This is a genomic window from Rhodococcus sp. JS3073, from assembly GCF_026810085.1.
In the GTDB taxonomy this organism is placed as follows: domain Bacteria; phylum Actinomycetota; class Actinomycetes; order Mycobacteriales; family Mycobacteriaceae; genus Rhodococcus_F; species Rhodococcus_F wratislaviensis.
This window is the reverse complement of record NZ_CP113951.1, coordinates 6,067,708-6,092,765: the sequence shown is the minus strand read 5'-3', so window position 1 is coordinate 6,092,765 and position 25,058 is coordinate 6,067,708. Positions and strand designations below refer to the sequence as shown.

At 68.1% G+C, this 25,058-nt stretch carries 26 protein-coding genes and 2 riboswitches; of the genes, 6 read left to right on the top strand and 20 right to left on the bottom strand.

Going from position 1 to position 25,058, the window contains the following annotated elements:
• Positions 1-4: 4 nt before the first annotated feature.
• From OYT95_RS27585 to OYT95_RS44725, 14 genes are all read right to left on the bottom strand, one after another.
• A complete protein-coding gene (locus tag OYT95_RS27585; RefSeq protein ID WP_268789649.1) occupies positions 5-1,141 on the bottom strand; it encodes an LLM class flavin-dependent oxidoreductase in 1,137 nt (378 codons plus the stop codon).
• Positions 1,134-2,813 (bottom strand): dipeptide ABC transporter ATP-binding protein, encoded by a 1,680-nt coding sequence (locus tag OYT95_RS27580; protein WP_268789648.1) that lies wholly within the window; start codon positions 2,811-2,813, stop codon positions 1,134-1,136. Before OYT95_RS27580 ends, OYT95_RS27585 begins: the two co-directional genes overlap by 8 nt.
• Entirely contained in the window at positions 2,810-3,730 is a 921-nt protein-coding gene (locus OYT95_RS27575) for an ABC transporter permease (RefSeq protein ID WP_268789647.1), read from the bottom strand. Before OYT95_RS27575 ends, OYT95_RS27580 begins: the two co-directional genes overlap by 4 nt.
• Complete coding sequence (locus OYT95_RS27570) at positions 3,723-4,712, bottom strand: ABC transporter permease (RefSeq protein WP_037230735.1); 990 nt, start codon at positions 4,710-4,712, stop codon at positions 3,723-3,725. The genes OYT95_RS27575 and OYT95_RS27570 overlap by 8 nt, the downstream gene beginning before the upstream one ends.
• Before the next feature lie 3 nt (positions 4,713-4,715).
• A complete protein-coding gene (locus tag OYT95_RS27565; RefSeq protein WP_268792285.1) occupies positions 4,716-6,350 on the bottom strand; it encodes an ABC transporter substrate-binding protein in 1,635 nt (544 codons plus the stop codon).
• A 152-nt stretch (positions 6,351-6,502) separates the two neighbouring features.
• Positions 6,503-6,586, bottom strand: coding sequence for a putative leader peptide (locus OYT95_RS44490; protein WP_310794466.1), 84 nt, complete (start codon positions 6,584-6,586; stop codon positions 6,503-6,505).
• 4 nt (positions 6,587-6,590) lie between these two features.
• Positions 6,591-6,684: riboswitch (SAM riboswitch) on the bottom strand.
• A 46-nt stretch (positions 6,685-6,730) separates the two neighbouring features.
• Positions 6,731-8,125 carry an NtaA/DmoA family FMN-dependent monooxygenase gene (locus OYT95_RS27560; RefSeq protein WP_128642364.1) on the bottom strand — a complete coding sequence of 465 codons (1,395 nt, stop codon included), beginning with the start codon at positions 8,123-8,125 and terminating at the stop codon, positions 6,731-6,733.
• A 15-nt stretch (positions 8,126-8,140) separates the two neighbouring features.
• Entirely contained in the window at positions 8,141-9,199 is a 1,059-nt protein-coding gene (locus tag OYT95_RS27555; RefSeq protein WP_037230737.1) for an LLM class flavin-dependent oxidoreductase, read from the bottom strand.
• Positions 9,196-10,257: an LLM class flavin-dependent oxidoreductase gene (locus OYT95_RS27550; protein WP_037230738.1), complete on the bottom strand. Its 1,062-nt coding sequence runs from the start codon at positions 10,255-10,257 to the stop codon at positions 9,196-9,198. Before OYT95_RS27550 ends, OYT95_RS27555 begins: the two co-directional genes overlap by 4 nt.
• On the bottom strand, positions 10,254-10,796 hold the full coding sequence (locus tag OYT95_RS27545; RefSeq protein WP_112300935.1) for a GNAT family N-acetyltransferase: 543 nt from the start codon (positions 10,794-10,796) through the stop codon (positions 10,254-10,256). Before OYT95_RS27545 ends, OYT95_RS27550 begins: the two co-directional genes overlap by 4 nt.
• An 11-nt stretch (positions 10,797-10,807) precedes the next feature.
• The gene (locus tag OYT95_RS27540) at positions 10,808-11,779 is read right to left on the bottom strand and encodes an ABC transporter substrate-binding protein (RefSeq protein ID WP_037230740.1); all 972 of its coding nucleotides are present in this window, start codon (positions 11,777-11,779) and stop codon (positions 10,808-10,810) included.
• Positions 11,780-11,816: 37 nt separating this feature from the next.
• Positions 11,817-12,599, bottom strand: a complete 783-nt coding sequence (locus OYT95_RS27535; RefSeq protein ID WP_112300936.1) for an amino acid ABC transporter ATP-binding protein — start codon at positions 12,597-12,599, stop codon at positions 11,817-11,819.
• Complete coding sequence (locus OYT95_RS27530) at positions 12,596-13,576, bottom strand: amino acid ABC transporter permease (RefSeq protein WP_442972524.1); 981 nt, start codon at positions 13,574-13,576, stop codon at positions 12,596-12,598. Before OYT95_RS27530 ends, OYT95_RS27535 begins: the two co-directional genes overlap by 4 nt.
• A 145-nt stretch (positions 13,577-13,721) precedes the next feature.
• Positions 13,722-13,796, bottom strand: a complete 75-nt coding sequence (locus OYT95_RS44725) for a putative leader peptide (RefSeq protein WP_368681154.1) — start codon at positions 13,794-13,796, stop codon at positions 13,722-13,724.
• Between the two features lie 7 nt (positions 13,797-13,803).
• Positions 13,804-13,900, bottom strand: a riboswitch (SAM riboswitch).
• 212 nt (positions 13,901-14,112) lie between these two features.
• Between OYT95_RS44725 and OYT95_RS27525 the strand changes: the two genes are divergently transcribed.
• From OYT95_RS27525 to OYT95_RS27515, 3 genes are all read left to right on the top strand, one after another.
• Positions 14,113-14,880 carry a sulfite exporter TauE/SafE family protein gene (locus OYT95_RS27525; protein WP_268789646.1) on the top strand — a complete coding sequence of 256 codons (768 nt, stop codon included), beginning with the start codon at positions 14,113-14,115 and terminating at the stop codon, positions 14,878-14,880.
• Between the two features lie 76 nt (positions 14,881-14,956).
• Entirely contained in the window at positions 14,957-15,751 is a 795-nt protein-coding gene (locus tag OYT95_RS27520; RefSeq protein ID WP_052033043.1) for an HAD-IIA family hydrolase, read from the top strand.
• A 114-nt stretch (positions 15,752-15,865) separates the two neighbouring features.
• Complete coding sequence (locus OYT95_RS27515; protein ID WP_268789645.1) at positions 15,866-17,065, top strand: DDE-type integrase/transposase/recombinase; 1,200 nt, start codon at positions 15,866-15,868, stop codon at positions 17,063-17,065.
• Between the two features lie 78 nt (positions 17,066-17,143).
• Here the strand turns inward: OYT95_RS27515 and OYT95_RS27510 are convergent, their stop codons facing one another.
• Both OYT95_RS27510 and OYT95_RS27505 read right to left on the bottom strand, forming a co-directional pair.
• Positions 17,144-17,683 carry an LppA family lipoprotein gene (locus tag OYT95_RS27510; RefSeq protein WP_328286514.1) on the bottom strand — a complete coding sequence of 180 codons (540 nt, stop codon included), beginning with the start codon at positions 17,681-17,683 and terminating at the stop codon, positions 17,144-17,146.
• Positions 17,680-19,341 carry an alpha/beta hydrolase gene (locus OYT95_RS27505; protein WP_268789643.1) on the bottom strand — a complete coding sequence of 554 codons (1,662 nt, stop codon included), beginning with the start codon at positions 19,339-19,341 and terminating at the stop codon, positions 17,680-17,682. The genes OYT95_RS27510 and OYT95_RS27505 overlap by 4 nt, the downstream gene beginning before the upstream one ends.
• A gap of 92 nt (positions 19,342-19,433) precedes the next feature.
• Between OYT95_RS27505 and OYT95_RS27500 the strand changes: the two genes are divergently transcribed.
• Positions 19,434-19,754 carry a type VII secretion target gene (locus OYT95_RS27500; RefSeq protein ID WP_268789642.1) on the top strand — a complete coding sequence of 107 codons (321 nt, stop codon included), beginning with the start codon at positions 19,434-19,436 and terminating at the stop codon, positions 19,752-19,754.
• Positions 19,755-19,821: 67 nt separating this feature from the next.
• On the opposite strand, the gene OYT95_RS27495 is transcribed toward OYT95_RS27500, so the two are convergent.
• From OYT95_RS27495 to OYT95_RS27485, 3 genes are read right to left on the bottom strand one after another with little or no spacing between them, the layout of a single operon-like run.
• Positions 19,822-21,045 (bottom strand): O-succinylhomoserine sulfhydrylase, encoded by a 1,224-nt coding sequence (locus OYT95_RS27495; protein WP_081792324.1) that lies wholly within the window; start codon positions 21,043-21,045, stop codon positions 19,822-19,824.
• The gene (locus OYT95_RS27490; protein ID WP_005562410.1) at positions 21,042-21,461 is read right to left on the bottom strand and encodes a rhodanese-like domain-containing protein; all 420 of its coding nucleotides are present in this window, start codon (positions 21,459-21,461) and stop codon (positions 21,042-21,044) included. Before OYT95_RS27490 ends, OYT95_RS27495 begins: the two co-directional genes overlap by 4 nt.
• 48 nt (positions 21,462-21,509) lie before the next feature.
• Positions 21,510-21,962 (bottom strand): Rv0361 family membrane protein, encoded by a 453-nt coding sequence (locus OYT95_RS27485; protein WP_268789641.1) that lies wholly within the window; start codon positions 21,960-21,962, stop codon positions 21,510-21,512.
• Between the two features lie 214 nt (positions 21,963-22,176).
• On the opposite strand from OYT95_RS27485, the gene OYT95_RS27480 reads away from it, so the two are divergent.
• Positions 22,177-23,568 (top strand): FAD-dependent oxidoreductase, encoded by a 1,392-nt coding sequence (locus tag OYT95_RS27480; protein ID WP_037230750.1) that lies wholly within the window; start codon positions 22,177-22,179, stop codon positions 23,566-23,568.
• A 53-nt stretch (positions 23,569-23,621) separates the two neighbouring features.
• On the opposite strand, the gene OYT95_RS27475 is transcribed toward OYT95_RS27480, so the two are convergent.
• Entirely contained in the window at positions 23,622-24,191 is a 570-nt protein-coding gene (locus OYT95_RS27475) for a TetR/AcrR family transcriptional regulator (protein ID WP_037230751.1), read from the bottom strand.
• 106 nt (positions 24,192-24,297) lie between these two features.
• On the opposite strand from OYT95_RS27475, the gene OYT95_RS27470 reads away from it, so the two are divergent.
• Positions 24,298-25,053, top strand: a complete 756-nt coding sequence (locus tag OYT95_RS27470) for an amidohydrolase family protein (RefSeq protein ID WP_112300940.1) — start codon at positions 24,298-24,300, stop codon at positions 25,051-25,053.
• Positions 25,054-25,058: the final 5 nt, after the last annotated feature.

Here is a 25,058-nt window from a genome sequence, read left to right as displayed (position 1 = left end):
GATGTCAGTCCTGCCCGGCGAAGTGATTGACGGGACGGGTGAAGCCGAGCCGCTCCCGGAGCACTCCGCTGTCGGGCGCTCGGTCGCCCGGGCGCAGCAGCGGCAGGACGCGCTCGGTGATCTCGTTCAGGCCGGACGTCAGCGCCAGCGGCCGGAGGGTCACGCCGTCGACGCCCCCGGCGCCCACCACGTCGGTGATCAGGCGGGAGAGTCCCGGCGCGTCGCCGCGGTGGAGAATCGACGCCGGCTCGTATCGGCTGCCGGACCAGTTCTCGAGCTGGGCGAGGTCGCGTTCCGCCGCGTCGGCGGTCTCGGCGATCACCACCTCGACGTCCAGCAGGATCCGCAGCGAGGCGGAGTCCCGGCCCGCCTCGGCGGCGGCACGTCGCACCCGGTCCGCGGCGTCACGTGCTGCGTCCACGGTGGGCGCGCCGATGCGGATCACGTCGGCGCGCGCCGCGGCGACCCGGGTGGAGTGCTCGTCCCGCGCACCGATCACGATCAGCGACTGCCCCTGCGGCGATCGCGGCGTGATCGAGGGACCCTTCACGGAGAAGTGCGTGCCCTCGAAATCGATGTAGTGCAGCTTGTCCCGGTCGATGAAGCGGCCGGTGCGCACGTCGCGGATCTCGGCGTCGTCCTCCCAGCTGTCCCACAGCAGGCTGACGACCTCGATCGCGTCGGCCGCCTCCGCCCACAGGCTCTCGACATCCTGTGCGTCCCTGCGCCCGAACAGATTCGCCTGCGCCTGACCGGCCGACACGTCCACCTGCCATCCGGCGCGGCCGAGCGACGCGTGGTCGAGGCTCGCGATGGCCTTGGACACGTGGAACGGTTCGGTGTGGGTGACGGTCACCGTCGGAACCAGACCGATCCGCTCGGTGGACGCGACGGCCCGTGCGGCGATCGCCACGGCGTCCAGTTGTCCACGCTGATCGGCGTGTCCCGTCGTGGCGATCGCGAAGGTATCGCCGACGAACGCGAGGTCCACTCCGGCGGAGTCGGCCTGCCCGAGCAGGCCGGTCCAGTAGCCGGCGGTGAAGAGGTCCTCGGCGCGCGAGTCCTGACGACGCCAGGACTGCGGATGGATCCCCGTGCCGTACAGATCGACGGCGACGAGCGGGTCGTGTGGCTCAGGCATGAATCGATTCCTCCAGCTGTGCAGAACGTGAACGCACGACGGACCGTCCCGGGATGGCGTCGAGCAACTGCCGGGTGTAGTCGTGGCGGGGATTGTCGAATATTTCTGCCGCGGCGCCCGATTCGACGATGCGGCCGGACCGCATCACCGCGACCGTGTCGCTGATCTGCCGGACCACGGCGAGGTCGTGTGAGATGAAGAGGTAGCTGAGCCCGAGGTCCCGTTGCAGGCTCTCGAGCAGCCCGAGGATCTGCGACTGCACCGAGACGTCCAGCGCCGACACCGGTTCGTCGAGCACGACGAGTTCGGGGTGCAGCGCGAGCGCGCGGGCGATGGCGACCCGCTGCCGTTGGCCGCCGGACAACTCGGCCGGTCGGCGTTCGAGGTAGGTGCGCGGCAACGCGACCTGCTCGAGCAGTTCGGCGACTCGCGCCTCCCGTTCCGCCCGGGTGCCGACACCGAACGCACCGAGCGGTTCCGCCACGATATCCGCAACGGCCAGCTTCGGATCGAGGGAAGCATAGGGGTTCTGGTACACGATCTGCACTCGGCGGCGCAGGGCGCGCAGCGCGCCGCCGCGCAGGGTGGTGATGTCCCGGCCGTCGAACTCGACGCGGCCTCCGGTGGGAGACTCCAACCGGATCGCGATCCGGGCCACCGTGGACTTGCCGGACCCCGACTCCCCCACCAGCGACAGGGTGCGCCCGCGCGGGACCTCGAACGACACGTCCTGGACGGCGTCGATGGCCGTGCGCCGATCGATCCGGAACGTCTTGGACACCCCGGACACCCGCAGCAGGACATCGGGTTCGGCTCCGGCCGCCTCCGCGGCGCGGCTGGGCCCCCGTCCCACCGAGAGACTCGGCGCCGCGCCCAGCAGGGTGCGGGTGTACTCGTGCTGGGGGTTCTCGAGGATCTCGCGGGTGGGGCCCGTTTCCACCACCTCACCCTGGCTCATCACCACGATCCGGTCGGCGCGGTCGGCTGCGACACCCAGATCGTGCGTGATCAGCAGGACCGCGGTGCCGGATTCGGCGATCCGCGCGTCGAGGTGATCGAGAATCCGGCGCTGCACCGTGACGTCGAGTGCGCTGGTCGGCTCGTCCGCGATCACGAGTTCGGGGCTGCACGCCAGCGCGATCCCGATCAGGACGCGCTGCCGTTGCCCGCCCGAGAGGTCCTGCGGGTACTGTCTCGCCCGCACCTCGGGCTTGTCGATCCCGGCTTCGGAGAGAATGCGCACCGCCTCGACGGCGGCCGTCCGCCGGTCGGCGAGACCGTGGATCCGGAGCACCTCGGCCACCTGGGCGCCGACCCGCAGGACGGGGTTGAGCGACGTCGTCGGGTCCTGGGGAACCAGGCCGATCCGGGCGCCGCGGACCCGTCCGAGTGCGCGCTCCGACTTGGTGTCGAGACGCCCACCGTCGAATGTGACGGTGCCGGCGACGGCCCGCCCGGATCCGCTGAGCAGTCCGAGGATGGCGTGCGCGGTGGTGGATTTTCCGGAGCCGGACTCGCCGACCACGGCCACCACTTCGCCGCGCGAGACCGTGAGGTCGACGCCCTTCACGGCCACGACGGGATCGCTCACGCTCCCGTACGCCACCCGCAGTCCGGAGACCTGGAGGAGCGGCGCCGTGGTGCCTGCCGCAGCAGTAGTAGTCGAACTCATCGCACTTCCCTCTGTTCGAGTGCATGTCCGAGTCGGTGCGCCGACAGCACGACGGCCACGATCACCAGTCCGGGCAGGGTGGTCATCCACCACGCGGTGGCGAGGTAGTTCCGGCCCTCGGAGATCAGCGAGCCCCATTCCGGGGTGGGCGGCACCGCGCCGAACCCGAGGAAGCTCAGCGACGACACCGCGAGGACCGCCATCCCGAACTCGACGGCGGCGAGTGCCACGACGGGCGCGTACGAATTCCGCAGAACGTGGCGGCGCAGCACCGTGTGCCAGCGGACACCCGACGCGAACGCCGCCTCGACGTACAGCGACCGGCGCACGCGCAGCACCTCCGAACGCATCACGCGGGCGAAGTTCGCGATCAGCGACACGCCTACCGCGATGGCCACGTTGACCGTGCCGAATCCCAGCGCGGTCACCAGAGCGAGCGAGAGCAGCAGGGCGGGGATCGACAGGAGGACGTCGACGACGCGCATCAGGAAGGCGTCCAGCGCACCTCCGACGGCACCGGACAGCAGGCCGATCAGCGAGCCGACGACCAGTGCGATGCCCACGGCCAACAACGTTGCGGTCAGCGACAATCCGGCGCCGTGGACCACGCGGGTATACACGTCGCGGCCGATGTTGTCGGTGCCGAACCAGTGCGCGGCGCTCGGCGCCTGCAGTTTCTGGGCGGGCACTCCGACCAGCGGGTCGCCGCTCGCGAACACCGACGGCGCCACCGCGAATCCGACCGCGACGAGGAGCACGGCGGCCGAGCCCACGAGCACGAGATTGCGACGCAACCACGTCACCACGCGGCGTCCGCGGCTGTCCGACTCGGACGCGATCACGGGCGGCGGTTCGACCGGCGGAGTGCCGAAACCCTCGGCCTCGTCGATCAGTTCCCTGGTGAGGATGTCAGACATGAACCTTCTCCTCCACATCCGCGCCGCCGCTGCGGTCCGAACTGCGCCTGCCCTCGACGATCCGGGGATCGATCAGCGGGTAGAGCAGATCGACGGCGAGATTGACGAGTACGTAGACGACGGAGCTCAGCACCACGATTCCCTGGACTACCGGAATGTCCTGCGCCATCACGGACGTCTGGGTGAGCCGCCCGACTCCGGCGCGCGAGAACACCGTCTCGACGACGACCGATCCGGCCAGCAGATTCCCCACGAGCACACCGGCGATGGTGAACGCGGGAATGCTCGACAGGCGCAGCGCGTGCCGCGTCTGGATCTGCCAGCGGGACGCGCCCTTCGCCCGTGCGGCTTCGATGAACGGCTGCCGCCACGTGGTCTGCAGACTCGCCGCCAGCACCTGGGCGATCACCGCGCCGGTCGGCAGCGCGAGCGTCACCGCGGGGAGCACCAGCGTCGCGATCCCCTGGTCGCCGAACGCCGGAAAGGCCTTCAGCCGGAACGAGAACAGCTGCAGCAGAATCAGTCCCACCCAGAACGTCGGCACCGCGACACCGAGCGGAGGCAGCGAGAACAGCAGATTCCGCACCCAGTGGACCCTGGTGTAGGTGGCGAGGAACGCGACCGCTGCCCCGAACACGACCGCGAGGAGCAGCGCCGCGGACGCCAGCGCGAGCGTGCTGGGGACCGCGTTCCCGATCGCCTCGGTCACCGATTGCCCGGTGGCGATCGAGTACCCGAAGTCACCGCGGACGGCGTGGCTCAGCGAATTCCAGTACTGCACCCACACCGGCTGGTCGAGGCCGTACCGCGCCTGCAGCTCCGCGACGGCGGCCGCGTCGACCGTCGTTCCGGCGGTCGCCGAGTCGACGGCGATGCTCACCGGGTCGGACGGCAGCAGGAACAGCACGGCGAACGACACGGTGAACGTCGCCCACAGGACGGCGATCGCCTGCAGCACGCGTAGTCCGAGGTAGCGAATCATGGCTCAGCGTCCGCTGATCCAGGTGTCGAAGAACTGGAGCCGGGCCGAGGCCTCGAACTTCAGGTCCTGCACGTTCGGGCCGGCGCCGATCGCCTGCGACAACTCCACCGTGGGGATCCACAGGCCGTTGTCGAGCACCTGCTGCTGGGCGTCGGCGACGAGCGCGCTCCGCTCGGTGGTGTCGGTGGTGGCGAGCTGCTTCGCGAGCACGTCGTCGAGCGCGGGAATCGGTCCGCGGTTGTTCAGGTTGCGGCCCTCGAGCCCGAACTGGGTGCGGAGGATGTCACCGTCGGCGCGGGTGCTGTTGTAATAGGTGGCGTCGAAGTCCTTGGCATTCTGGCGAGCGGTGGCCTCCGGGGTGGACACGAGATTCAGCTGCAGATCTACTCCCACCTCTTTGAGCTGCTGCTGCACCAGTTCGAGGATGGCCTGGTTGCCGGCGAACACGGAGCTGAACAGAACGGGGAAGCTCAGCTTCTGACCGCCCTTCTCCCGGATGCCGTCGGCACCGGGAACCCAGCCCGCCTGGTCGAGGATCGACTTCGCCTTCTCCGGGTCGAATGTCACGTCCGGCAGCGCCACGTAGCCGGGGGTGCGGCTGGCCAGCGTGCTGGTGGCGGGCTTGAAGTTGGGCCCGAGCACGGTGTCGACCAGTTCCTGCCGGTTGATCGCCGGGACCAGCGCACTGCGCACGACCGGATCGACGAGCGGTCCGCGAGTCACGTTGGGCTGGAAACCGAACGGCGTCCCGGGGTTCGACGTGGTGAGCACCTGCCCGCCTGCGCCTTCGATCTGCGGGGCATCCTGCGGCAACGCGTCACTGATCGCATCCAGCTGTCCCGAGGACAGGCTGCCCGTGCGGACACCGGATTCGGGCACGACACTGAACTCGATGGTGTCGAGGTAGGCCTCGCCGTCGTGGCCGAACACGTCCGAACCCCAGTTGTATCCGGCGCGCTTGGCGAGGGTCACCGACTTGTCCTGCTGGTAGTCGGCGTACGTGAACGGTCCGGTGCCCGAGATGTTGCCGGTGCACCGCTCTTCGGCGGACTTCGCGACGGACGCATCGGACAGGATGCCCAGCTGCGGGGTGGACGACGCCTGCAGGAACTGCGCGTTGGGTGCGGCGAAGTCGACCTGCGCGGTCAGCGGGTCGATCACGGTGGTTCCGGTGTACCCGGCGAGGTAGCTGGCACCGAGCGGGGCCTTGGCGCCGGAGAGGGTGTTCACGATGGCGTCGAGATTCTTCTTCACCGACTCCGCGGTGAAAGGCGTTCCGTCACTGAACGTCACCCCCTCCTTCAGGTGGAACGTGAAGGAGGATGCGTCGGCGTCGGTTTCCCAGCTCTCGGCGAGCCACGGCTTCAGTTCGCCCGTCTCCGGGTCCTGGTCGGTGAGCGAGTCCACCACCTGACGAGCCACGTAGATCGTCTGATTCGTGCCCGACTGCGCGGGGTCGGCGCACGTGGGTGCCTGGGAGAGGCCGTAGCGGAGTGTGCCGCCCGGCTGTGCGGGGCCCGCATCCGCGGAGGAACTGCTGGAGCCGCCACCGCAGGCGGTGAGCGCCGTGGCCAGCACGGCGGCGGCGCCGATACCTGCTGCGATGCGGGCACCGCGGTGGGGCGAGGACAAAAGCACTGATGGCACCGAGAACTCCGTGATCTCGAAGAAGTGCCGTGCGCGCTGCCCGTCGTATCGGCAGCGCTCACGCGCACAGGAAGGTGAGGGACACCGGATCCGACGCGGATGCGGTGTGAAGAGCCGGAACCCCGAGGGATCGGGGTATCAGGTCAGCTGTGACAGATCGAGGTGGACAGCCGGCAGAGATCGACGTGCAGGCGCCCCCAGGCGCTCACGAAACCTTCGGTCAACATCGTTCCTCCATCGATCCCGGCGGTAGCACCCGCACCCGCAGGGCGGGGGGTTGCTGCGACGTCAACGAGCCAGGTCTCTCGGTCGCTCTGGATGGTCGTTACCGAGTGTAAGAGATCGCCGGTCGCGGCGCCACACGGACCCCGCTACCCGACCGCCTGCCGGGACTCGACCTCCCGGCGCGACAGGGCGGGCCGGAGCCCGAGGTGCTCACGCAGGGTGGAGCCTTCGTATTCCGTTCGGTACGAACCTCGCTCCTGCAATTCGGGCACCAGCAGGTCGACGATCTCGTCGAGTCCGGTGGGCACCAGATACGGCGAGATGTTAAATCCGTCCGTCGCCCCACTGCGAACCCACCGGGTGAGTTCGTCGGCTACCTGCCCGGGGGTGCCCGCGAAACCGGAGCGCTGGGTGGTCGCGATCGCCACCTGACGCAGCGACAGGTTCTGCGCCTCCGCCAGTGCCCGCCATTCCCTGGCGATGGCGAGCGGATCCTTTCCGTCACGCGCCGCCCCGCGGGTGACGGAGATCGGCGCGGGCACCGGATCGAATTCGGGCAGTGGACCGTCCGGGTCGCGATCGGACAGATCGCGGCCCCACACCTGACCGACCAGAGACAACGCCGTCTGCCCGGTGTACTGGCCCTCGAGAACCCAGCGCACCTTCTCCTCCACCTCGGACGCGTTCTCCGCGAGCACTATCTGCGTGCCCGGCAGAATCTTGACGTCGTCCTCGGGGCGCCCCGCACGACGCACTCTCGCCCTGATGTCCTCGGCGAAGGCGAGCGCCGCGTCGAAATGCGTTCCGTGCCGGGAGAAGATCACGTCGGTGTGCGCGGCCGCGAAGTCCCGGCCCGCCGGTGAGTCACCGGCCTGGAAGATGACGGGGTGTCCCTGGGCGCTGCGCGGCAGCGTGGGGGTGATCGTGACGTCGAACTGCGACGTGCGCCGGGACACCTCCCGCACCCCGTCCGGGGTTGCCCACGACGGCGCGTCGGTCCTCGTCGCGACCGCGCCGTCGGCCCACGCATCCCAGATCGCCCGGGCGGTGTCGAGGAACTGCCCGGCCCGCTCGTACCTGTCCGCGTGATCGAGGAAGCCGCCGCGCCGGAAGTTCTCACCGGTCCAGGCATTGTCCGTGGTGACCGCGTTCCAGCCGGCACGGCCACCGGACAGCAGGTCCAGCCCGGACAGCCGCCTGGCGAGGTCGGCGGGCTCGTTGTAGGTGGTGTTCTGGGTGGCCACCAACCCGATGTGCCGGGTGATGCCGGCGAGCGCCGCGAGCTGGGTGATCGCGTCCGGGCGGCCCACGATGTCGAGATCGAGAATCTTGCCCTCCTGTTCCCGCAGGCGCAGGCCCTCACCGAGGAAGAAGGCGTCGAATAGGCCGCGCTCGGCGGTCAGTGCCACCCGCCGGAACGTCTCGAAGTCGATCTGCGATCCGCTCGACGGATCCGACCAGATCGTCGTGTGGTTGACGCCCTGGAAGAAGACACCGAAGTGCACCTGGGCGCCGGGTCGGGCGTACGAGTTGTCGGTCATGTTCTCCACAACCTTTCAGCGAGAGGAGTGTTCGAGGCGCTCGGCCTGGAATCGGGTGACGGGACGGTCGAGGCCCAGCGTGCCGCGCAGGGTCGAACCGGGAACGGGACGGTGGGCGATGCCGGCACGGAGAAGCGCCGGAACCACGAACCGGGCCAGCACCGGAAGGTCCTCGTCGACGACGGCGGGATGCAGGCGCACGCCGTCGACGTGCGCATCCAGGGTCCGCAACAGGTCCACCAGCCCGGTGGCATCGCCGGCGAACGACACCCGTCCGCTCGGCGGGGCAGGCGGCGACGCGCCGAGCGCGACGTCCAGTTCCGCGAACACCAGTACCGCCCCGCCTGCCTTTGCGCGCACGGCGGCCTCGACGGTGTCCTCGACGGTCGGTCCGGACACCAGCACCACGTCGACCAGCGACGGATCGGTGTCCCCCGCGCGGCCGAACACCACCAGTTGCCCCTGCGGTGGTCGCGGCACGATGGCCGGACCCTTCACCGAGTACGTCTCGCCCTGGAAGTCGAGGTAGTGCACTCGGTCGCGGTCGAGGAAACGTCCGGTGGCGTAGTCGCGGATCACCGCGTCGTCCTCCCACGAATCCCACAGATCCCGGACCACGGTGATCGCGTCCCGTTCCTCCTGCGCGAGATCGGCGGGTGCGGTGACCTCGGCCCGGCCCAGTGCGCTCGCGACCCGCGGGTCGGTGTCGCGTGCTGCGATCCAGCCACCGCGACCGCGCGACGCGTAGTCGAGCGTCGAGAGCTGGGAGGACGTGTGAAACGGCTCGGCATACGTGGTGCCGACGACCGGTACGAGTCCGATCGTGCTGGTGGTCGCGGCGACGAACGCCGCGCGGTTCACCGCGTCGATCCGGCCGACGGGTCCCCCGCCGGCGCCGGGAGGCAGGAGCGAATCATCGAAGGAGGCGAACGTGAAACCCGCGTTCTCGGCCGCCGCGACCCGGTCCGCCACCGTTCGCCCGGTCAGCAACCGGTCGGGTGTGTGCGCGGCTCGGCGCCAGGCTTCGGGATGCGCACCCTCGCCGTCGAGTTCGATGCCCAGAACCAGGCTCATGCGTCTTCCTCCTCGGTGCGGGCCGCGAGGGGGCGGCTCGGAATGGTCTCGCGCAGCGCGGGTGCCACCTCGGCCTGGAACAGCTCCAGGCTCTCGCGGTGCTGCTTGTCGGTGCCGACGCGGTCGGCGCTCAGGTGGATCACCTCGTGGCCGAACTGCTCGTGGTAGCGCTGCACCTTGTCGATCACCTGCTGCGGGCTGCCGATCAGTGCGGAACTGCGTTCGACGAAGTCCTCGACGGTCTCGAACACGACCGGAAGTCCTGCCCTGCGGGCGAAGTCGAGGCGAGCGGCGTGAATGGGACGCCACACGTCGAGCGCGTCCTGCGAGTTCGGAGTCACGTAGAACCCGGCGGTTCCGGCGCCGACGAGGGCGTCGGCGGGATCGTGACCGTAGTGCGTCCACCGTTCGCGGTAGTGCCGGACGAGTTCGGCGTACGAGTCGATGGGATACGTGACGTTCGCCGAGAAGATCGGATCACCGTAGCGGGCCGCGAGATCCACCGATTCCTTGCTCGTCGCGCTGCCGTGCCAGATCCGGATCCGTCGCTGCAGCGGGCGCGGCAGTGCGACAGCGTGCGCGAGCGACGGCCGGAACGCGCCTTCCCAGGTGACGTCCTCACTTTCCCACAACTGCCGGAACAGTTCGTAGCCTTCGCGGTTGCGATCCCACTGGTCGTCCGGGGTGACGTGGAACAGCTCCGCTTGCGCGGTGCCGTTGCCCTTCCCGATGATGAGCTGCAGCCGGCCGCCCGACAGGTTGTCCAGCGTCGAGTAGTCCTCGAACGCGCGGACCGGGTCGAGCAGGCTCAGCGTGGTCACCGCGGTCCACAACTGCAGCGTGCCGGTGCGCGCCGCGATGGCGCTGAGCACCACGGGTGGGGACGAGGACAGGAAAGGATGCTCGTGGCGCTCGCCCACGGCGAACCCGTCGTACCCCAGTTGCTCGGCGAGGACGGCGGACTCCACGACCTCCTGCAGCCTGGCCGCAGTGCTGATCCTCTCCCCGGTCACCGGATCCGGTTGGTGAGTGATCAGGCTCATCAGCAGAAACTTCATACGGACTCGTACTCCTTTGCGGCCCAGGCGGAAGGCAGAGCGTTAGGGGTGTGCAGGACCTTCTCGAATCCGTGGATTCCGACGTCCTGCGGCGGGAGGGAGCGATCGAACAGCGCCGTGTACCCCGCGGCCAGGTACAGGGCCACCGCCTCGGGCTGCCGCGGGCCCGTGGTGAGGAAGATGCGGGAATAGCCGGCCCGGACGATCTCGGCCTCGAGCTCCCGCAGGACGATTCGTCCGAGGCCGCGGCGGCGGTGCGCCGACGAGGTCCAGATCCGTTTGAGTTCGGCCGTCGTGTCGTCGTAGCGGCGGAAGGCCCCGCCCGCCACCGATGTCCCGCCCTCGACGACGACGAGCAACGCGCCACCCGGCGCGGCGAACTCCTCCGCCGGATACGTGCTGAGATCGTCGTAGATCTCGTCGCGGGTGCGCCCGTACCGGGTGCTGTATTCGATCGCCAATTCTTCGAGCAGCGGCGCGGCGAGTGGATCTGCCTGGTCGACGAACACGGTCTGCACGGATTCGGTCCTCTCGGTCACTGGTCCTCCTGTCAGCTGGTCTTCGGGAGTCCGGGCGGGTTGACGACCGACGTGCCGACTGCCTCGCTCGCGATGTTCCAGCGGTCGAGAACCTGTGCGTACGTGCCGTTCTCGATGATGTGGTTGATTGCCTCGTTGACGGCGGTCACCAGGCCGTTGTCCTTCTTGGTGAGCACGGCGATCTCACCCTGGAGGGCGTCGCCCGCCCCCGAGAACGTTCCGGCGATCTCACTCTCCCCCGCCTGCGCCACGTGGAACGACGAGGACGGGTTGGGCCCGAAGTAGGCGTCGATCCGGCCCGACGCGAGTGGCAGGTAGTAGTCGGTGACGTTCTGGTAGTAGGTGATGTCGGTGGGTTCGAGCCCCGCCGCGACGTTCTGCTCACTCCACTTCACCAGCAGCGCTTCCTGATTGGTGCCGGAGGAGACCGCGATCTTCAGGCCCGCGACGTCCTTGGGCTCCTTGATCTGGATGCCGCTGTCCTTCTTCGTCTCGAACGCGACCGTGTCGAGGCGGTACGTCGAGAAGTCGTACTTCTCCTTCCGCTCCTCGGTGACGGTGACGTTGGAAATGAACGCGTCGGCCTCCCCCGAATCGATGCGGACGAAGTTCTGCGCCCAGTCCGCGGCCTGGAGATCGACCTTCAACCCGAGAACGTCGCCGATCAGGTACGCGAAGTCGGTCTCCGAGCCGATGAGTGTCTTGTCGTCGTCGGCGTAGAAGCGCAGGGGCGGGGCGGAACCGGCGCTGCCCGTCACGATGAGCGTGCCGCGGTCGCGGATCTGCTGGGGAACCTTCGCGGCGATCGACTCGACCTCGTCGGTGGTGATGCGGTTCTGGTCTGCGGTGAGGTTGTAACCGGCGGCCGAGGTCGGCCCCGATCCCTCGTCCTCGACGTCGCCGCCCCCGCACGCGGCGGCGAGCAGCGCGACGGTGGTGAGGGCCGAGGCCAGAATCTTCGTACGGAACCGTGCGGTGGACATGTGTGCCTTTCGGGGATCCACACCGAGGTGTGGGAAATCAGAGAACTCGGGAGAGGAATGCTGCGGTGCGGTCGTGCTGCGGGTTGTCGATGACCTGCGAGGGCGGGCCCTGTTCCACGACGACGCCGGCGTCCATGAAGACCGCCGTGTCGGCGACCTCCCGCGCGAAGCCCACCTCGTGGGTGACGATCACGAGGGTCGCGCCGTCTCGTGCCAGTTGCTTGATCACGGCGAGGACCTCGCCGACCAGTTCCGGGTCGAGGGCCGACGTGGGCTCGTCGAACAGGATCACCGCCGGGCGCAGTGCGAGGGCCCGGGCGATCGCGACCCGCTGCTGCTGGCCGCCGGACAGCTGCCGCGGGTACTCGTGGGCCTTCTCACCCACGCCGACCCGTTCCAGCAGCGCAATCGCCTCGGCCTCGACCTCGGCCCGGTCGCGGCCCTGCGCCGACACCGGCGCCTCGATCACGTTCTCCAGCACCGTGAGGTGGGGGAACAGATTGAAATTCTGGAACACGAATCCGATCCGGGAACGCTGCTTCAGGATCTCGCGTTCACGCAGTTCGTGCAGTTTGTTGCCTTTGCGCCGGTAACCGATGAGGTCGCCGTCGATGCGAATGGTGCCGCGGTCGACCTTCTCCAGGTGGTTGAGCGTGCGCAGCAGTGTAGACTTGCCGGAACCCGACGGCCCCAGGATCACCGTCACCTCGCCCTTGCGGACCAGCAGGTCCACACCCTGCAGGACTTCGAGTGCGCCGAAGGACTTGTGGACTCCGCGAACTTCCACCGCGTACTCCGCCGGATGGGCTTCGGTTGTCATTTCGTGGCACCTCTCGGTACGGAGACACCGGCGTCACGGATCTCGGCGAACTTCCGGGTGAGCTTCTGCCACGGAGTCGGCGGCAGTGCCCGAGCCGATCCACGCGCGTAGTGCCGCTCGACGTAGTACTGGCCGATCGACAACAGCGTGGTCAGGATGATGTACCAGATCGTCGCGACCATCAGCAGTGGCACGACGCGGCCGTTGCGGCCGAAGATCACCTGAACCTGATAGAACAGTTCGGCGATCGCCATCGTCGACACGATCGAGGTGCCCTTGAACAGGCTGATCACCTCGTTCGCGGCGTTCGGCAGGATGCCGCGCATCGCCTGGGGCAGAACGATCTTGAAGAACTGGTGACGGCGCGGGATGCCCAGCGACTGCGCCGCCTCGATCTGCCCGTGGTCCACCGAGATGATGCCGGACCGGATGATCTCGGCGGAGTACGCGGCCTGGTGCAGGGCCAGACCGATGACGGCGGCGGTGAAGCCGCTGATGACGCCGTTGACCTCGAACGTGAAGAAGCCCGGACCGAACGGAATACCCAGCGACAGAGTCTGATACAGGTACGTGATGTTGAACCAGAACAGGAGCTGCACGATCAGCGGAATCGACCGGAACGCCCAGATGTACACCCAGGCAATCACCTGCAGCACCGGGTTGTGCGACAAGCGGCTGACCGCCAGCACCACACCGAGTGCGAATCCGAGGATCGTCCCCCACAGCGTCAGCTTCACCGTCATCCACAGGGCCTGCAGCACGGAGCCGGCCGTGAAGTACTTGGCGAACGTGGCCCAGTCCCACCCCGGGTTGGTGGCGAGGCCGTGGACGAACTGGGCGAGTAGTACCAGCACGACGGCGCTGACGATCCACCGCCACGGATGCCACCTCCGCGCCACTTCCAGCGCGGCGTCCCCGTCGCCGGAGGGCACTGACTCGAGGGGCGCGGCCGAACGCGCCCGGACGGGGGCGCTCACGCTCCCTCACCACTTACGACAGACATCACTGAGGCGGCCTTTCACCTGGAACCGGGACGGGAGGAGGGCGCGTCTTCCGCGGGATGCGGGCGCGCGTCAGGCGCTCACCGGGCGAAATGCCCCGGGAGCGTGCTGTGAGACCCCGTCAACAGTGGCAGGAGGTGGTCCGGCACAGGTCGATGTGCCGTCTGCGCCACGCAGGACGCGCGAGGTAGTTCATGTGCTGCCTTCCATCGATCCCGGCGGTAGCACCCGCACCCGAAGAATTCGGAAGGGTTGCTGCGACGTCAACGAGCCAGGTCTCTCGGTCGCTCTGGATGGTTGAAGCGAACACTAGCCGCATTCCCGGGACCCGTCAACACGGGGTATTTCCCTGCGACACAGGGGAAATGGTGAGGATCGCACGCAAGAATCACCGTGCGCAGAAGTACTGACAGACGGAGATCCATGCGGTTGGATGATGCGTGCAGCCCTGCATCTCCACGGTGGCGCGACCCGGCTGCCGGGCCTCCGGAGACCCTTGTAACGTCGCCTCGGTGACACCACTCGAAGTCATCGCGATCCTGATAGCCGGCGTAGGCGCGGGCGCGATCAACGCCATCGTCGGCAGCGGCACGCTCATCACCTTCCCCACCCTGGTGGCATTCGGGTTCCCTCCGGTGACCGCCACGATGTCGAATGCGATCGGCCTGGTTGCCGGCGGCGTGTCCGGCACGTGGGGGTACCGGCGGGAACTGGCCGGGCAGGGACCGCGGCTGCGGTGGCAGATCCCGGCGTCACTGTGCGGTGCGATTCTCGGCTCGTGGCTACTGCTGCACCTGCCCGAAACTGTGTTCGAACTCGTCGTCCCGGTGCTGCTGATCCTCGCCCTGATCCTGGTGGTGCTGCAGCCGAAGATCCAGGCCTGGGCGAAGCAGCGCGGCAGCCACGAGGCGGGCCTGAGCCCGGCGCGCCTCACCCTGCTGACCGTCGGCACGTTCGCGGTGGGCGTGTACGGCGGATACTTCACCGCTGCGCAGGGCATCCTGCTGATGGGCGTGATGGGCGCGATCCTGCCGGAGAGCCTGCAACGGATGAACGGCGCGAAGAACCTGCTCTCGCTCATCGTCAACGTCGTCGCCGCGACCGCGTACACGCTCGTGGCCTTCGACCGGATCAGCTGGGCGGCCGCCGGCCTCATCGCGGTGGGCTCGCTGCTCGGAGGCGTCCTCGGCGCCCGTTACGGCCGCAGGCTGTCGCCCACCGCGTTGCGGGGAACCATCGTCGTCGTCGGCCTCATCGGTCTGTTCCGGCTGCTCGCATAGTCGCGCATGCACCCTGCCACTCCCTCATACTGAGTCGGTGAGCAACGACGTAGAGCACCCGGGCTGGACCTACCTCATGGACATGGACGGCGTTCTCGTCCACGAAGAGCACCTGGTCCCCGGGGCCGACCTGTTCCTGGCTGAACTCCGGGAGTCGGGTACCCCGTTCATCGTGCTGACCAATAATTCGATCAGGACTCCGCGCGACCTCCGCGCCCGTCTGCTCCGCACCGGCCTGGACATTCCCGAGGAATCGATCTGGACGTCCGCCCTGGCCACCGCGACGTTCCTGGCGAGCCAGCGTCCGGGCGGCAGCGCGTACGTCGTCGGCGAATCCGGGCTCACCACCGCGCTGCACGACATCGGGTACGTCCTCACCGAGAACGATCCCGACTACGTGGTCCTCGGCGAGACCCGCACCTACTCCTTCGAGGCCATCACCACCGCAATTCGTCTGGTGGAGAGGGGCGCTCGCTTCATCGCCACCAACCCCGACCCCACCGGGCCGTCCAGGGAGGGTTCCCTTCCGGCCACGGGATCCGTTGCGGCACTGATCAGCAGGGCCACCGGTCGCGACCCGTACTACGTGGGCAAGCCGAATGCGCTGATGATGCGCTCGGCGCTGCGGGCAATCGGCGCGCACTCCGCGAACACATTGATGATCGGCGACCGCATGGACACCGACATCGTCTGCGGGCTCGAGGCCGGGTTGCAGACCATCCTCGTCCTCACCGGAATTTCGACGCGGGATTCGGTGGAACTGTTCCCCTACCGCCCCACCGCGGTGCTCAAATCGGTCGCCGATCTGGTCGGCCGCACGTCGGATCCGTTCGGCGGCGATGCGGCTCCGCCGCCCGTGAGTACTTCTTAACCGCCCGTGGTTTGTTGAGTCTGGGGACATGTGAGACAGATGATGTCTACCCAGATGTGAGACACGCTGCCGTCGACGAGGTGTGAGGCACCTGACTGGTCGTGAACTTGGTTCATGACCGGAACGGATGCCGTCATGGACCTGCTACACGCCCTGCTGGTGCTCGCCCACGCCACCGGCGCCGACATGTTCGACGGGAACTTCGCCCGCTGGTGCGCCGACCACGGGATCTCCCGCGCCACCGCCTACCGACACAAGAAACGGATCGAGGAGGAGGGCCGGTGGACCACCCGGTCCCGCCGGCCCACCTCCTGCCCACACGCCACCCCACTACCGGTCGAGATCGAAATCGTGCGGCTCCGCCTGAACCTGCCCCACCACGAGCGCGGCGCCGACACCATCGCCTACCACCTGCAGGCCGTCGCCGACAAACACGACTGGGCCGCCGAGGGCTGGACCATCCCGTCCCGGGCCACGATCAACACGATCCTCTCCCGCTACGACCTGGTGATCCCGGAACCGAAGAAACGCCCGAAATCGTCGTACCGCCGGTTCTGCTACCGCAACCCCCGCGACTGCTACCAGATCGACGCCACCCAGGTCCGGTTGGCCACCGGCGAGAAGGTCGTCGTCTTCGAGGTCCTCGACGACTGCACCCGCACCCTGGTCGCCACCCGGGTCGCGGACGCCGAGACCGCCGCCGGGGCGATCGCGGCGATCACCGCCGCGTTCACCGGCTTCGGGATCCCGGCGTTGGTGCTCGCCGACAACGGCAGCGCGTTCACCTCCCGCCGCACCAAGGGCGGCATCTCCGGCTTCACCCGGGTCGTGGAGCAGGCCGGGGCCCGGCTGATCCACTCCACCCCGTATCACCCGCAGACCTGCGGGAAGGTCGAACGCCACCACCGCACCTTCAAGCAATGGTTGGCCGCACGGCCCACCACCGCGGCCACCACCGCCGAACTGCAGCAACTGTGCGAGACCTACCAGCGGTTCTACAACACCGAACGCCCGCACAGCGCCGTCAAGATGCCACCGCTGCAGGCCTGGCGGAATGCGGCGATCCACGGTGGGCCACAGCACCTTCCGATCCAACACGACGCCACCGTGCACGCCCTCGTCGTCTCCTCCACCGGCACCGTGTGCGTCGACTCCCGCGCCCGCCTGAGCGTCGGCCGAAAGATGGCCGGACAGACCGTCACCCTGCTGCGCGACGACGACCACGTCACCGCCTACACCACCGACGGCGACGTGATCGGCCACCTACACCTCGACCACACCAAGCGCTACCAAGGCAAACTCCGCCCCGCCTAAAATCTGTCTCACATCTACGTAGACACCCGTGTCTCACATCTACGTAGACAGCACAAACCGCGGGACGTTAACAAGTACTCACGGGTGGCGGCAGCCGGTGATGCCCCTGATGGCCGCTGCCCGGTACGTCCCGAACGTGATCCGGTTCCCGTCCCCACCGGCGAACGTGACGTCGTGGCGTCCGGGTCGATCGGCGTGCACGTCGAGCCGGTCCATTCCGGCGTCGGTGGCGATCGCACGGGCCGCGGCCAGCACGGCGGGCCAGTCGGCGTCGCCGATCGGGTTGTCGGACAGCAATACCTGCGTGGTGACGGAAAGCCCCTCCGTGTACGCAAACGGTCCCGGGCACCCGCCGCCCTGGCTGCGTTCGCGATGCCACCGCCACCGGACGTCCGGTGCTATCGCAGCGACGGCCTCGCTCATCCGCACCAGCGTATCGGTGACGTGCCGCTCGGTGACCGCGAGTGTCGGCCGGCCGCTCAGGCTCTCCGCCGCCGCAGCGATCTCCTCGTCGCTGAAGTTGTACGGGTTGTTCGTCACGCCACCACATCCGCTCGTCAGGATCGCCGCGCCGATCACGGCGACCGCCTTCATTGCCCATTCGCCGCGGACCGTCACCGGATCGCCAGTTCCGGCATGCCCGCGACGATCACCGCCATGTTGTAGCCGGACGTCCGTAACTCTCCGTTGCCGCTCGGCCGTGGATACTCGCTGTGCCCGTTGGCATCTTCCCGCTGCACGCCGTCGGGGGTCGACGCCTCGCGCACCGACAGTTGTTCGAGGTCCGTCTGCACCGGATCGGGGCCGAGCCTGCCGAACCCGTCTGCCACGGTGATGGGGTCGTCGTGTGCGCGCATCACGAACCCGTGCCGGGGTGTCAAACCGAGATCCGATTCGTCGTTCGCGTGGAACCCGGGCGACCCGTAGAACACGGCGTCGTCGACCGGTTGCCGCGGTCCCGCGTTCTGCAGGGCCAGGCCCTGGGTGTACGAACCATACGAATGGCCGAGCGCGGTGATGTGCGGATCGGGCGTCTGCGAGGCGACGTCGAGGCCCTCGTAGAACGCGGCGAGCTTCGGTGCACCCGCGGTCGCGCGGTCGGACTGCCAGGAATCGACGAGCCATCCACGCCCGAGATTCTGGTCGATGAACGGCACATCGAAATTGCCCGGACCGGTGGTGGTCGGCGGTTGATACCCCAGCCACGCGATCGTCGACACCGAATCGCTCGAGCGGCCGGCCAGGTCCAATTGCCGTTCGGTCTCGGCTTTCAGCGCCGCCGCCTCCTCGGTCATCCCGCGCAGCGAGGCGACGGTCGTGTCGATGCCCGGTGTGGTGACGGAGATGTGGTCGGCGGTGTCCGGGTCGCCGAGTGCGAATGCGGTCATCGTCCGCTCACCCGACTGCAGGTCGAGCAGCATCAGCCTGCCGTCCGGGTGATCGCGCACGAGTTCCTCGAGGTTGTCGAGGTCCCGCAACTTCTGCTCGGCGTACCACAGCTCGGCGTCGTCGTCGGTGAATGTTCCACCGAACATGGTGTGGTCCAGCCTGTCCCGGAGTCGGTCTCGTTCCGTCTCCCACCGCGACCGCTCGTCGTCGAACCGGGTCACGTTCGCCTCGTGCCGCACCGCGGACGGGATGCCGTCGCGATTTCCCACCCATTCGGGATGCTGCTCGATCACCTCGCGGCGCTGCGCTGCCGGCAGGGCGTCCCAGTACGCGCGGTTGTCGAGCGGGGAGCCGTCCGGCGGGGGCGCCGGGGCGGACAGTCCGGTGCCCGGGCGATCCGCCTCACCGGGTTCGGTCGCGCCGTCCGCGGCCCGCGTGAGGACGGCGGCCGCGTCGGCGACGAGGTCCTCCGCGTGCAGAATCAGCGCGCGGGCGGCGGCACGGAGTTCTTCACGACGCGCTGCCACTGAGGCGTCGACGGGCGATCCATCGGTGACATCCCCATTGTCGGACAGGGCCATACCGTGGGCGGCAGCCGCTTCCCGGACGCCCTCGAGCTCGGTCTTCAGGTGCGTGACCGCGTCGACCAGGTCGCGGGCCAATTTCTCGACGACGGCGATCGCCGCGGCCTCGCCGCTCAGATCATCCGCGGCGCTCCGGAACCGCCGACGTGCGGCGTCCGCGGCGTCGTCCTGCCATGCCGGCAACCGGCCGATGTCGGCGAGACGGTCCTGCACGAAACGGATCGTCGCCGCCCGCGCGGACAGCGACCGTTGCACGGCGTGCAGCGCGTGGGTGTCCCACTGGGCAATGTCCCTCAGATTCACGATCCCCCCCAGGATGCATAATGCCCGTACCCTAACGGATCGATCGCGTCCGCGGGAGTCCGATCTCGCTCGACCGACACGAAGGATCGATAATGAGCGGTTCCATCCACGTCGACACCGCGGCCCTCCGCGCAGCGGCCGGTCAGCTCGACGTCCTGTTCGACGATGCGTCCTCACAGCTGAACACCACCGACGCGGCCCTGGCCGACTCGGGTGCGGCGTGGCCGGAGGCGGCCGGCGTCGCGTTCGGCCGGTTCACGTCCTACCTCGACGATCGGCGGGAATTGTTGCAGCGGACTGTGGCCGAGATGTCGGCGAGTCTCGCCGGGAGCGCGCGGCGGTACGACACTCAGGACGGGACCACAGCCGGGCACCTCGACGCGGTCACGCCGGCGACGAGCCTCGACCTCTAGGAGCTTCGCACCCGTGCGCCTTTCTGGTTGCTGGAACAACCAGAAGGCGCACGAGCGGCGGAGCCGCCTATGCCAGCGCCTGCTCCAGGTCCGTCAGCAGGTCCGCGGTGTCTTCGAGTCCCACGGACAGCCGGACGACGCCGTCGGTGATGCCCACGGCTGCACGACCTTCCGGGCCCATCGCCCGGTGGGTGGTGGTGGCGGGGTGGGTGATGAGCGACTTGGAGTCGCCGAGGTTGTTGGAGATGTTGACCAACCGCAGGGCGTCGAGGAGTTCGAATGCCCGCTTCTTCGCTTCGCCCTCGGATGCGTTCAGCGCGAACGTGACGACGGTGCCGCCGCCGCTCATCTGTCGCTTCGCGAGTTCGTACTGGGGGTGCGATTCGAGGAACGGGTACTTGACCCAGTCGACAGCGGAGTGGCCCTCGAGGAACTGTGCGATCTCCAGTGCGGACCCGACGGAGTGCCGCACCCGGATCGGCATCGTCTCGAGCCCCTTGAGGAGCGTCCACGCGTTGAACGGGCTCAGCGCCGGCCCGGTGTGGCGCATCAGGTTCTGGACGGGCCCCTCGATGTAGTCCTTCGGTCCGAGGATCGCCCCGCCGAGCACGCGGCCCTGGCCGTCGATGTGCTTGGTGCCGGAGTAGACGACGATGTCGGCACCCAACTCCAGGCTGTGCTGCAGCAGCGGCGTCGCGAACACGTTGTCCAGCACGACCTTTGCGCCGGCGGCGTGCGCGAGTTCCGTCACCCGGGGCACGTCGACGAGCGTCTGCATCGGGTTCGACGGTGTCTCGAAGAACACCGCGGTGGTCGGCTCGGACAGAGCCTTCTCCCACTGGTCGAGGTCTTCACCGTCGACGAACACCGTCTCCACACCCCAGCGGGGCAGGATCTCGTTGCACACCACGAAGCAGGAGCCGAACAGGCTGCGTGCCGCAACCAGCCGGTCGCCGGCCTTCAGCAGCGCACCCAGCGCGGTGAACACCGCGGACATGCCGCTGGCCGTGCCGAAGCACGCTTCCGCGCCCTCGATGAGGCGCAGCCGCTCCTCGAACATCTTCACGGTCGGGTTGCCGTACCGGGAGTAGACGAAGTGGTCGATCTCGCCGGTGAACGACGCCTCGGCCGCTCCCGCGCTCTCGAACACGAAACCGGAGTTCAGGAAGATCGCTTCGGACGTCTCTTCGAAACCGGAGCGGAGGGTTCCTCCGCGCACGCTGATCGTGCCCTGGCCGATGTCGTCCGGCAGCGCCTTCTGAAACGCGCCGCCCTGAGGAATTGCACTCACCACTGCCTCCACGGCAGGCCCAAAGCCCGCCAGCCGACCGCCCCACGATGACCTTCGGCGTCCAGGCCGCCTTCGAAACCGTCGAGCACGTTGTACGACGGGCCGATGCCCGCCGCTGTCGCGGCCTCCGCCGCACCGATGGACCGCTGGCCGGAACGACACAGGAAGATCACCGGGGCATTCTCGCCACCCGCGATCCCCGCCTCCTTCAGCTGGTCCACGAAGTTGTCGTTACGAGTGCCCGTCGGGTAGCTGACCCATTCGATCAGCACGGTCTTCCGCCCGAGCGAGGTGGTGTCGGGCACGCCGACGTACTTCCACTCGGCGTCCGTCCGCACGTCCACGAGCACAGCGTCGGGATTCTCGCGGAGCAGCTCCCAGGCATGCTCCGGCGTTATGTCGCCTGCGTAACTCACCATGTCAGCTTTTCACAACCCTGTTCGGTGCGCCCTTCCGGGCAACGGTCAGTTGCAGACGACCCATGTCTCGCCGTCCCGCGTCAATTGCCATGTATCCGTCGTCTCGCCCTTGCCGTCGTCGGCGCTGACCCGGACCTCCGCGCGGGCACGGTCCCCGTTGACCTCCGACGATTTGACGCCCTTCAGCGTGACCTCGCCTTCCCGGTCCCGGAGCACCGACCGGTCGTCGGACCACGACGCGCAGACCAGCGTCTTCTGCAGATCGGCGTCGTCGTGGTTGTGGGCCTGGATGAAGTCGGCGACCGAACGGTTGATGCGGTCCGCTTCCGTGACGTTCTCGTCGGCGGGCGAGAGCCTGCTGGACACGACGATGGCGACCAGGATGACGACGATGACGGTGACGGCGGCGATGAACGGCACCGCCGTGGTGCGCCGCGGATCCACCGGATCTTCGGTGCCTTCCGCGTCGCGCTGGGGCGATTCGCTCGAACCGGACATGACTTCCCTTCGATCTCGGCGTGGCCACGAGTGTATAGAGCAGCCCCTACAAATCGTGTTTGTGACCCCCCAAGACGAAGGCGACTACCCTCTACAGGCGTGCGTCCCGAGAATGGGCTCTGCCCTGTCTGCCGCACCTCGGCCACCCGATTAGGCTGGGCTTAATTTAAGCTGAGGTTTCGTTGTCCGCCCATCAGAAGGTAGTTCGCTCCAGATGACTGATCAGACACGTCCGTTGCGCGTTGCGATCGTGGGTGCCGGCCCCGCCGGTATCTACGCAGCCGACGCTCTCATGAAATCCGATGCCGCGTCTGACGGCGGGATCAGCATCGACCTCTTCGAGCGGATGCCTGCCCCCTTCGGTCTGATCCGGTACGGCGTCGCACCCGACCACCCGCGCATCAAGGGCATCATCACCGCCCTGCACAAGGTGCTCGACAAGCCGTCGGTGCGCCTGCTGGGCAACATCGACTACGGCAGCGACATCACCCTCGAAGACCTGCACAACTTCTACGACGCGGTGATCTTCTCCACCGGCGCCAACGCCGACCGCGCCCTCAACATCCCGGGCATCGAACTGGACGGCAGCTACGGCGCCGCCGACTTCGTCTCCTGGTACGACGGCCACCCCGACGTCCCGCGCACCTGGCCCCTGGAGGCCGAGAAGGTCGCCGTCCTCGGTGTCGGCAACGTCGCCCTCGACATCGCCCGCGTCCTCGCCAAGACCGGCGACGAACTGCTGCCGACGGAGATCCCCGCCAACGTCTACGAGGGACTCAAGGGCAACAAGGCCGTCGAGGTCCACGTGTTCGGTCGGCGCGGACCCGCGCAGGCCAAGTTCACCCCCCTCGAGCTGCGTGAACTCGACCACTCGCCGACGATCGAGGTCATCGTCGACCCCGAGGACATCGACTACGACGAGGGCTCCGAGCAGGCGCGCCGCAACTCCAAGCAGGTCGACATGGTCGCCAACACCCTGCAGGACTGGGCCATCCGCGACGTGGGCAACCGTCCGCACAAGCTGTTCCTGCACTTCTTCGAATCGCCCACCGAGGTGCTCGGCGAAGACGGCAAGGTGGTCGGTCTGCGCACCGAGCGCACCCAGCTCGACGGCACCGGCAACGTCAAGGGCACCGGCAAGTTCAACGACTGGGACGTGCAGGCCGTGTACCGCGCGGTGGGTTACCTGTCGCAGAACATCGCCAAGCTACCGTTCGACGAGCAGGCAGGCACCGTCCCGAACGAGGCCGGACGCGTCATCGCCGACGACTCCGCCGAGGGCAACGACCGGTTCATGCCCGCCACCTACGTCACCGGCTGGATCAAGCGCGGCCCGGTCGGCCTGATCGGCCACACCAAGGGTGACGCCAACGAGACCGTCGCGAACCTGCTCGAGGACCGGTCCGGTTTCGCCGAGCCCGCCAACCCGTCCGAGGACGCGATCATCGACTTCCTCGAGGGCAAGCAGGTCCCGTACACCACCTGGCAGGGCTGGTACCGCCTCGACGCGCACGAGCGCAGCCTGGGCGAGCCCGAGGGCCGGGAGCGGATCAAGGTCGTCGAGCGCGAAGACATGCTCAAGGCCAGCGAGCCCGACAAGGCCTGATCTTCCGAATCGGTGTGAAGGGAACCTCCTGCGGGAGGTTCCCTTCCGTCGTCTCAGGCCAGGTGTGACGACAGCGCCCGCAACGCCGTGAGCAGTTCCTCGGCCGACATCGCGTGGTCGGGGTCGACCAGCCACTGCTCCGCGACGCCGAGCAGCAGCGCCTGGTACAGCGCGCCCAGCGTGTGCGCCCGGCCCGGCTCGATGCCCGCGTCACCGAAGAGCTCGACCAACCCGTCGCGGGCATCGGCGGTCGACGCCACCAGGTTCTTTCTCAATTCCGGCAGGGAGTCCAGGTGCCCGAGCAGTTCGAACTGCAGCATCCACAACCGACGATGGGCGGTGAACGACTCGATGACACCGGTCCAGATGGCCTCGAACCGTTCCGTGGGACTCATGCCGGGTTCGATCTTCTTCGCGGCGGCCGTCGCGAGGTCGTCACCCCAGCGTGCCATCTCCCGGTACAGCGCGGCGTGGAGCAGCGTCTCCTTGGTCCCGAAGTGGTAGCCGATGGCCGCGAGGCTCACCCCGGATGCCGACGCGATGTCCCGGGCCGTCGTCCGCGAGTATCCCTTTTCGTACAGGCTGCGCGCGGCGCCGTCGATCAGGTCTTCGCGATTTCCCATGACCTCACCCTAATGAGCCTGAGACGTAGGTGTAGGACGCTCGTACCAGCACTCGCGGACCGCTCCGCGACTCGGCGTGTCCCCCGCACAAGGCAGGATGTAAGTCGTGTTTGACGCCCACGTTCACATCATCGACCCCCGGTTCCCGGTGGTCGAGAACCACGGCTACCTCCCGGAGCCGTTCACCATCGCCGACTACCGGGCGCGCACGGAAGGCTTCGGTGTGGACGGCGGCGCCGTCGTCACGGCCTCGTATCAGGGCACCGATCAGAACTACCTGAAGGCGGCGCTCGCGGAGCTCGGCCCCAGCTGGGTGGGCGTCACCCAGATGGAGCCCGACGCCACCGACGAGAGCATCCTCGAACTCGATCGCGCCGGGGTTCGCGCCGTCCGATTCAACCTCCGGCGCAGCGCGACCGACGTGAAACTCCTCACCAAGCAGGCCCTCCGTGCATACGAGCTGGCCGGCTGGCACGCCGAGTTCTACGTGGACGCCACGCTGCTGCTGTCGCTCGAGCCCGTGTTCGCCAAGCTGCCCGCGGTGTGCATCGACCACCTGGGGATGTCGACACGGGGTCTGCCGTACCTGCTCGACCTCGTCGACCGAGGAGTCCGGGTGAAGGCCACCGGGTTCGGGCGAACCACCATCGAGAACGTCGGCGACGTGCTGCGCAGGATCCACGCCGTCAACCCCGAGGCGCTGATGTTCGGTACCGACCTTCCGGGTAGCCGTTCCCGAAGAGTGTTCCAGGACAGCGATATCGACATCGTCGCGGACGCGGTGGGTGACGACTTCGACGCCGTCATGGGCGGCAACGCACGCGCCTGGTACCGCTGCGACACTCCCGGAGGAACCTGCTAGCACGT

What these genes read in the sequence shown, in the direction of transcription:
- OYT95_RS27585 (WP_268789649.1), bottom strand. Translation starts at nt 1,141, where the DNA reads ATGCCTGAGCCACACGACCCGCTCGTCGCCGTCGATCTGTACGGCACG.
- OYT95_RS27580 (WP_268789648.1), bottom strand. Translation starts at nt 2,813, where the DNA reads ATGAGTTCGACTACTACTGCTGCGGCAGGCACCACGGCGCCGCTCCTC.
- OYT95_RS27575 (WP_268789647.1), bottom strand. Translation starts at nt 3,730, where the DNA reads ATGTCTGACATCCTCACCAGGGAACTGATCGACGAGGCCGAGGGTTTC.
- OYT95_RS27570 (WP_037230735.1), bottom strand. Translation starts at nt 4,712, where the DNA reads ATGATTCGCTACCTCGGACTACGCGTGCTGCAGGCGATCGCCGTCCTG.
- OYT95_RS44490 (WP_310794466.1), bottom strand. Translation starts at nt 6,586, where the DNA reads ATGTTGACCGAAGGTTTCGTGAGCGCCTGGGGGCGCCTGCACGTCGAT.
- OYT95_RS27560 (WP_128642364.1), bottom strand. Translation starts at nt 8,125, where the DNA reads ATGACCGACAACTCGTACGCCCGACCCGGCGCCCAGGTGCACTTCGGT.
- OYT95_RS27555 (WP_037230737.1), bottom strand. Translation starts at nt 9,199, where the DNA reads ATGAGCCTGGTTCTGGGCATCGAACTCGACGGCGAGGGTGCGCATCCC.
- OYT95_RS27550 (WP_037230738.1), bottom strand. Translation starts at nt 10,257, where the DNA reads ATGAAGTTTCTGCTGATGAGCCTGATCACTCACCAACCGGATCCGGTG.
- OYT95_RS27540 (WP_037230740.1), bottom strand. Translation starts at nt 11,779, where the DNA reads ATGTCCACCGCACGGTTCCGTACGAAGATTCTGGCCTCGGCCCTCACC.
- OYT95_RS27535 (WP_112300936.1), bottom strand. Translation starts at nt 12,599, where the DNA reads ATGACAACCGAAGCCCATCCGGCGGAGTACGCGGTGGAAGTTCGCGGA.
- OYT95_RS27520 (WP_052033043.1), top strand. Translation starts at nt 14,957, where the DNA reads ATGGACATGGACGGCGTTCTCGTCCACGAAGAGCACCTGGTCCCCGGG.
- OYT95_RS27515 (WP_268789645.1), top strand. Translation starts at nt 15,866, where the DNA reads ATGACCGGAACGGATGCCGTCATGGACCTGCTACACGCCCTGCTGGTG.
- OYT95_RS27500 (WP_268789642.1), top strand. Translation starts at nt 19,434, where the DNA reads ATGAGCGGTTCCATCCACGTCGACACCGCGGCCCTCCGCGCAGCGGCC.
- OYT95_RS27485 (WP_268789641.1), bottom strand. Translation starts at nt 21,962, where the DNA reads ATGTCCGGTTCGAGCGAATCGCCCCAGCGCGACGCGGAAGGCACCGAA.
- OYT95_RS27480 (WP_037230750.1), top strand. Translation starts at nt 22,177, where the DNA reads ATGACTGATCAGACACGTCCGTTGCGCGTTGCGATCGTGGGTGCCGGC.
- OYT95_RS27475 (WP_037230751.1), bottom strand. Translation starts at nt 24,191, where the DNA reads ATGGGAAATCGCGAAGACCTGATCGACGGCGCCGCGCGCAGCCTGTAC.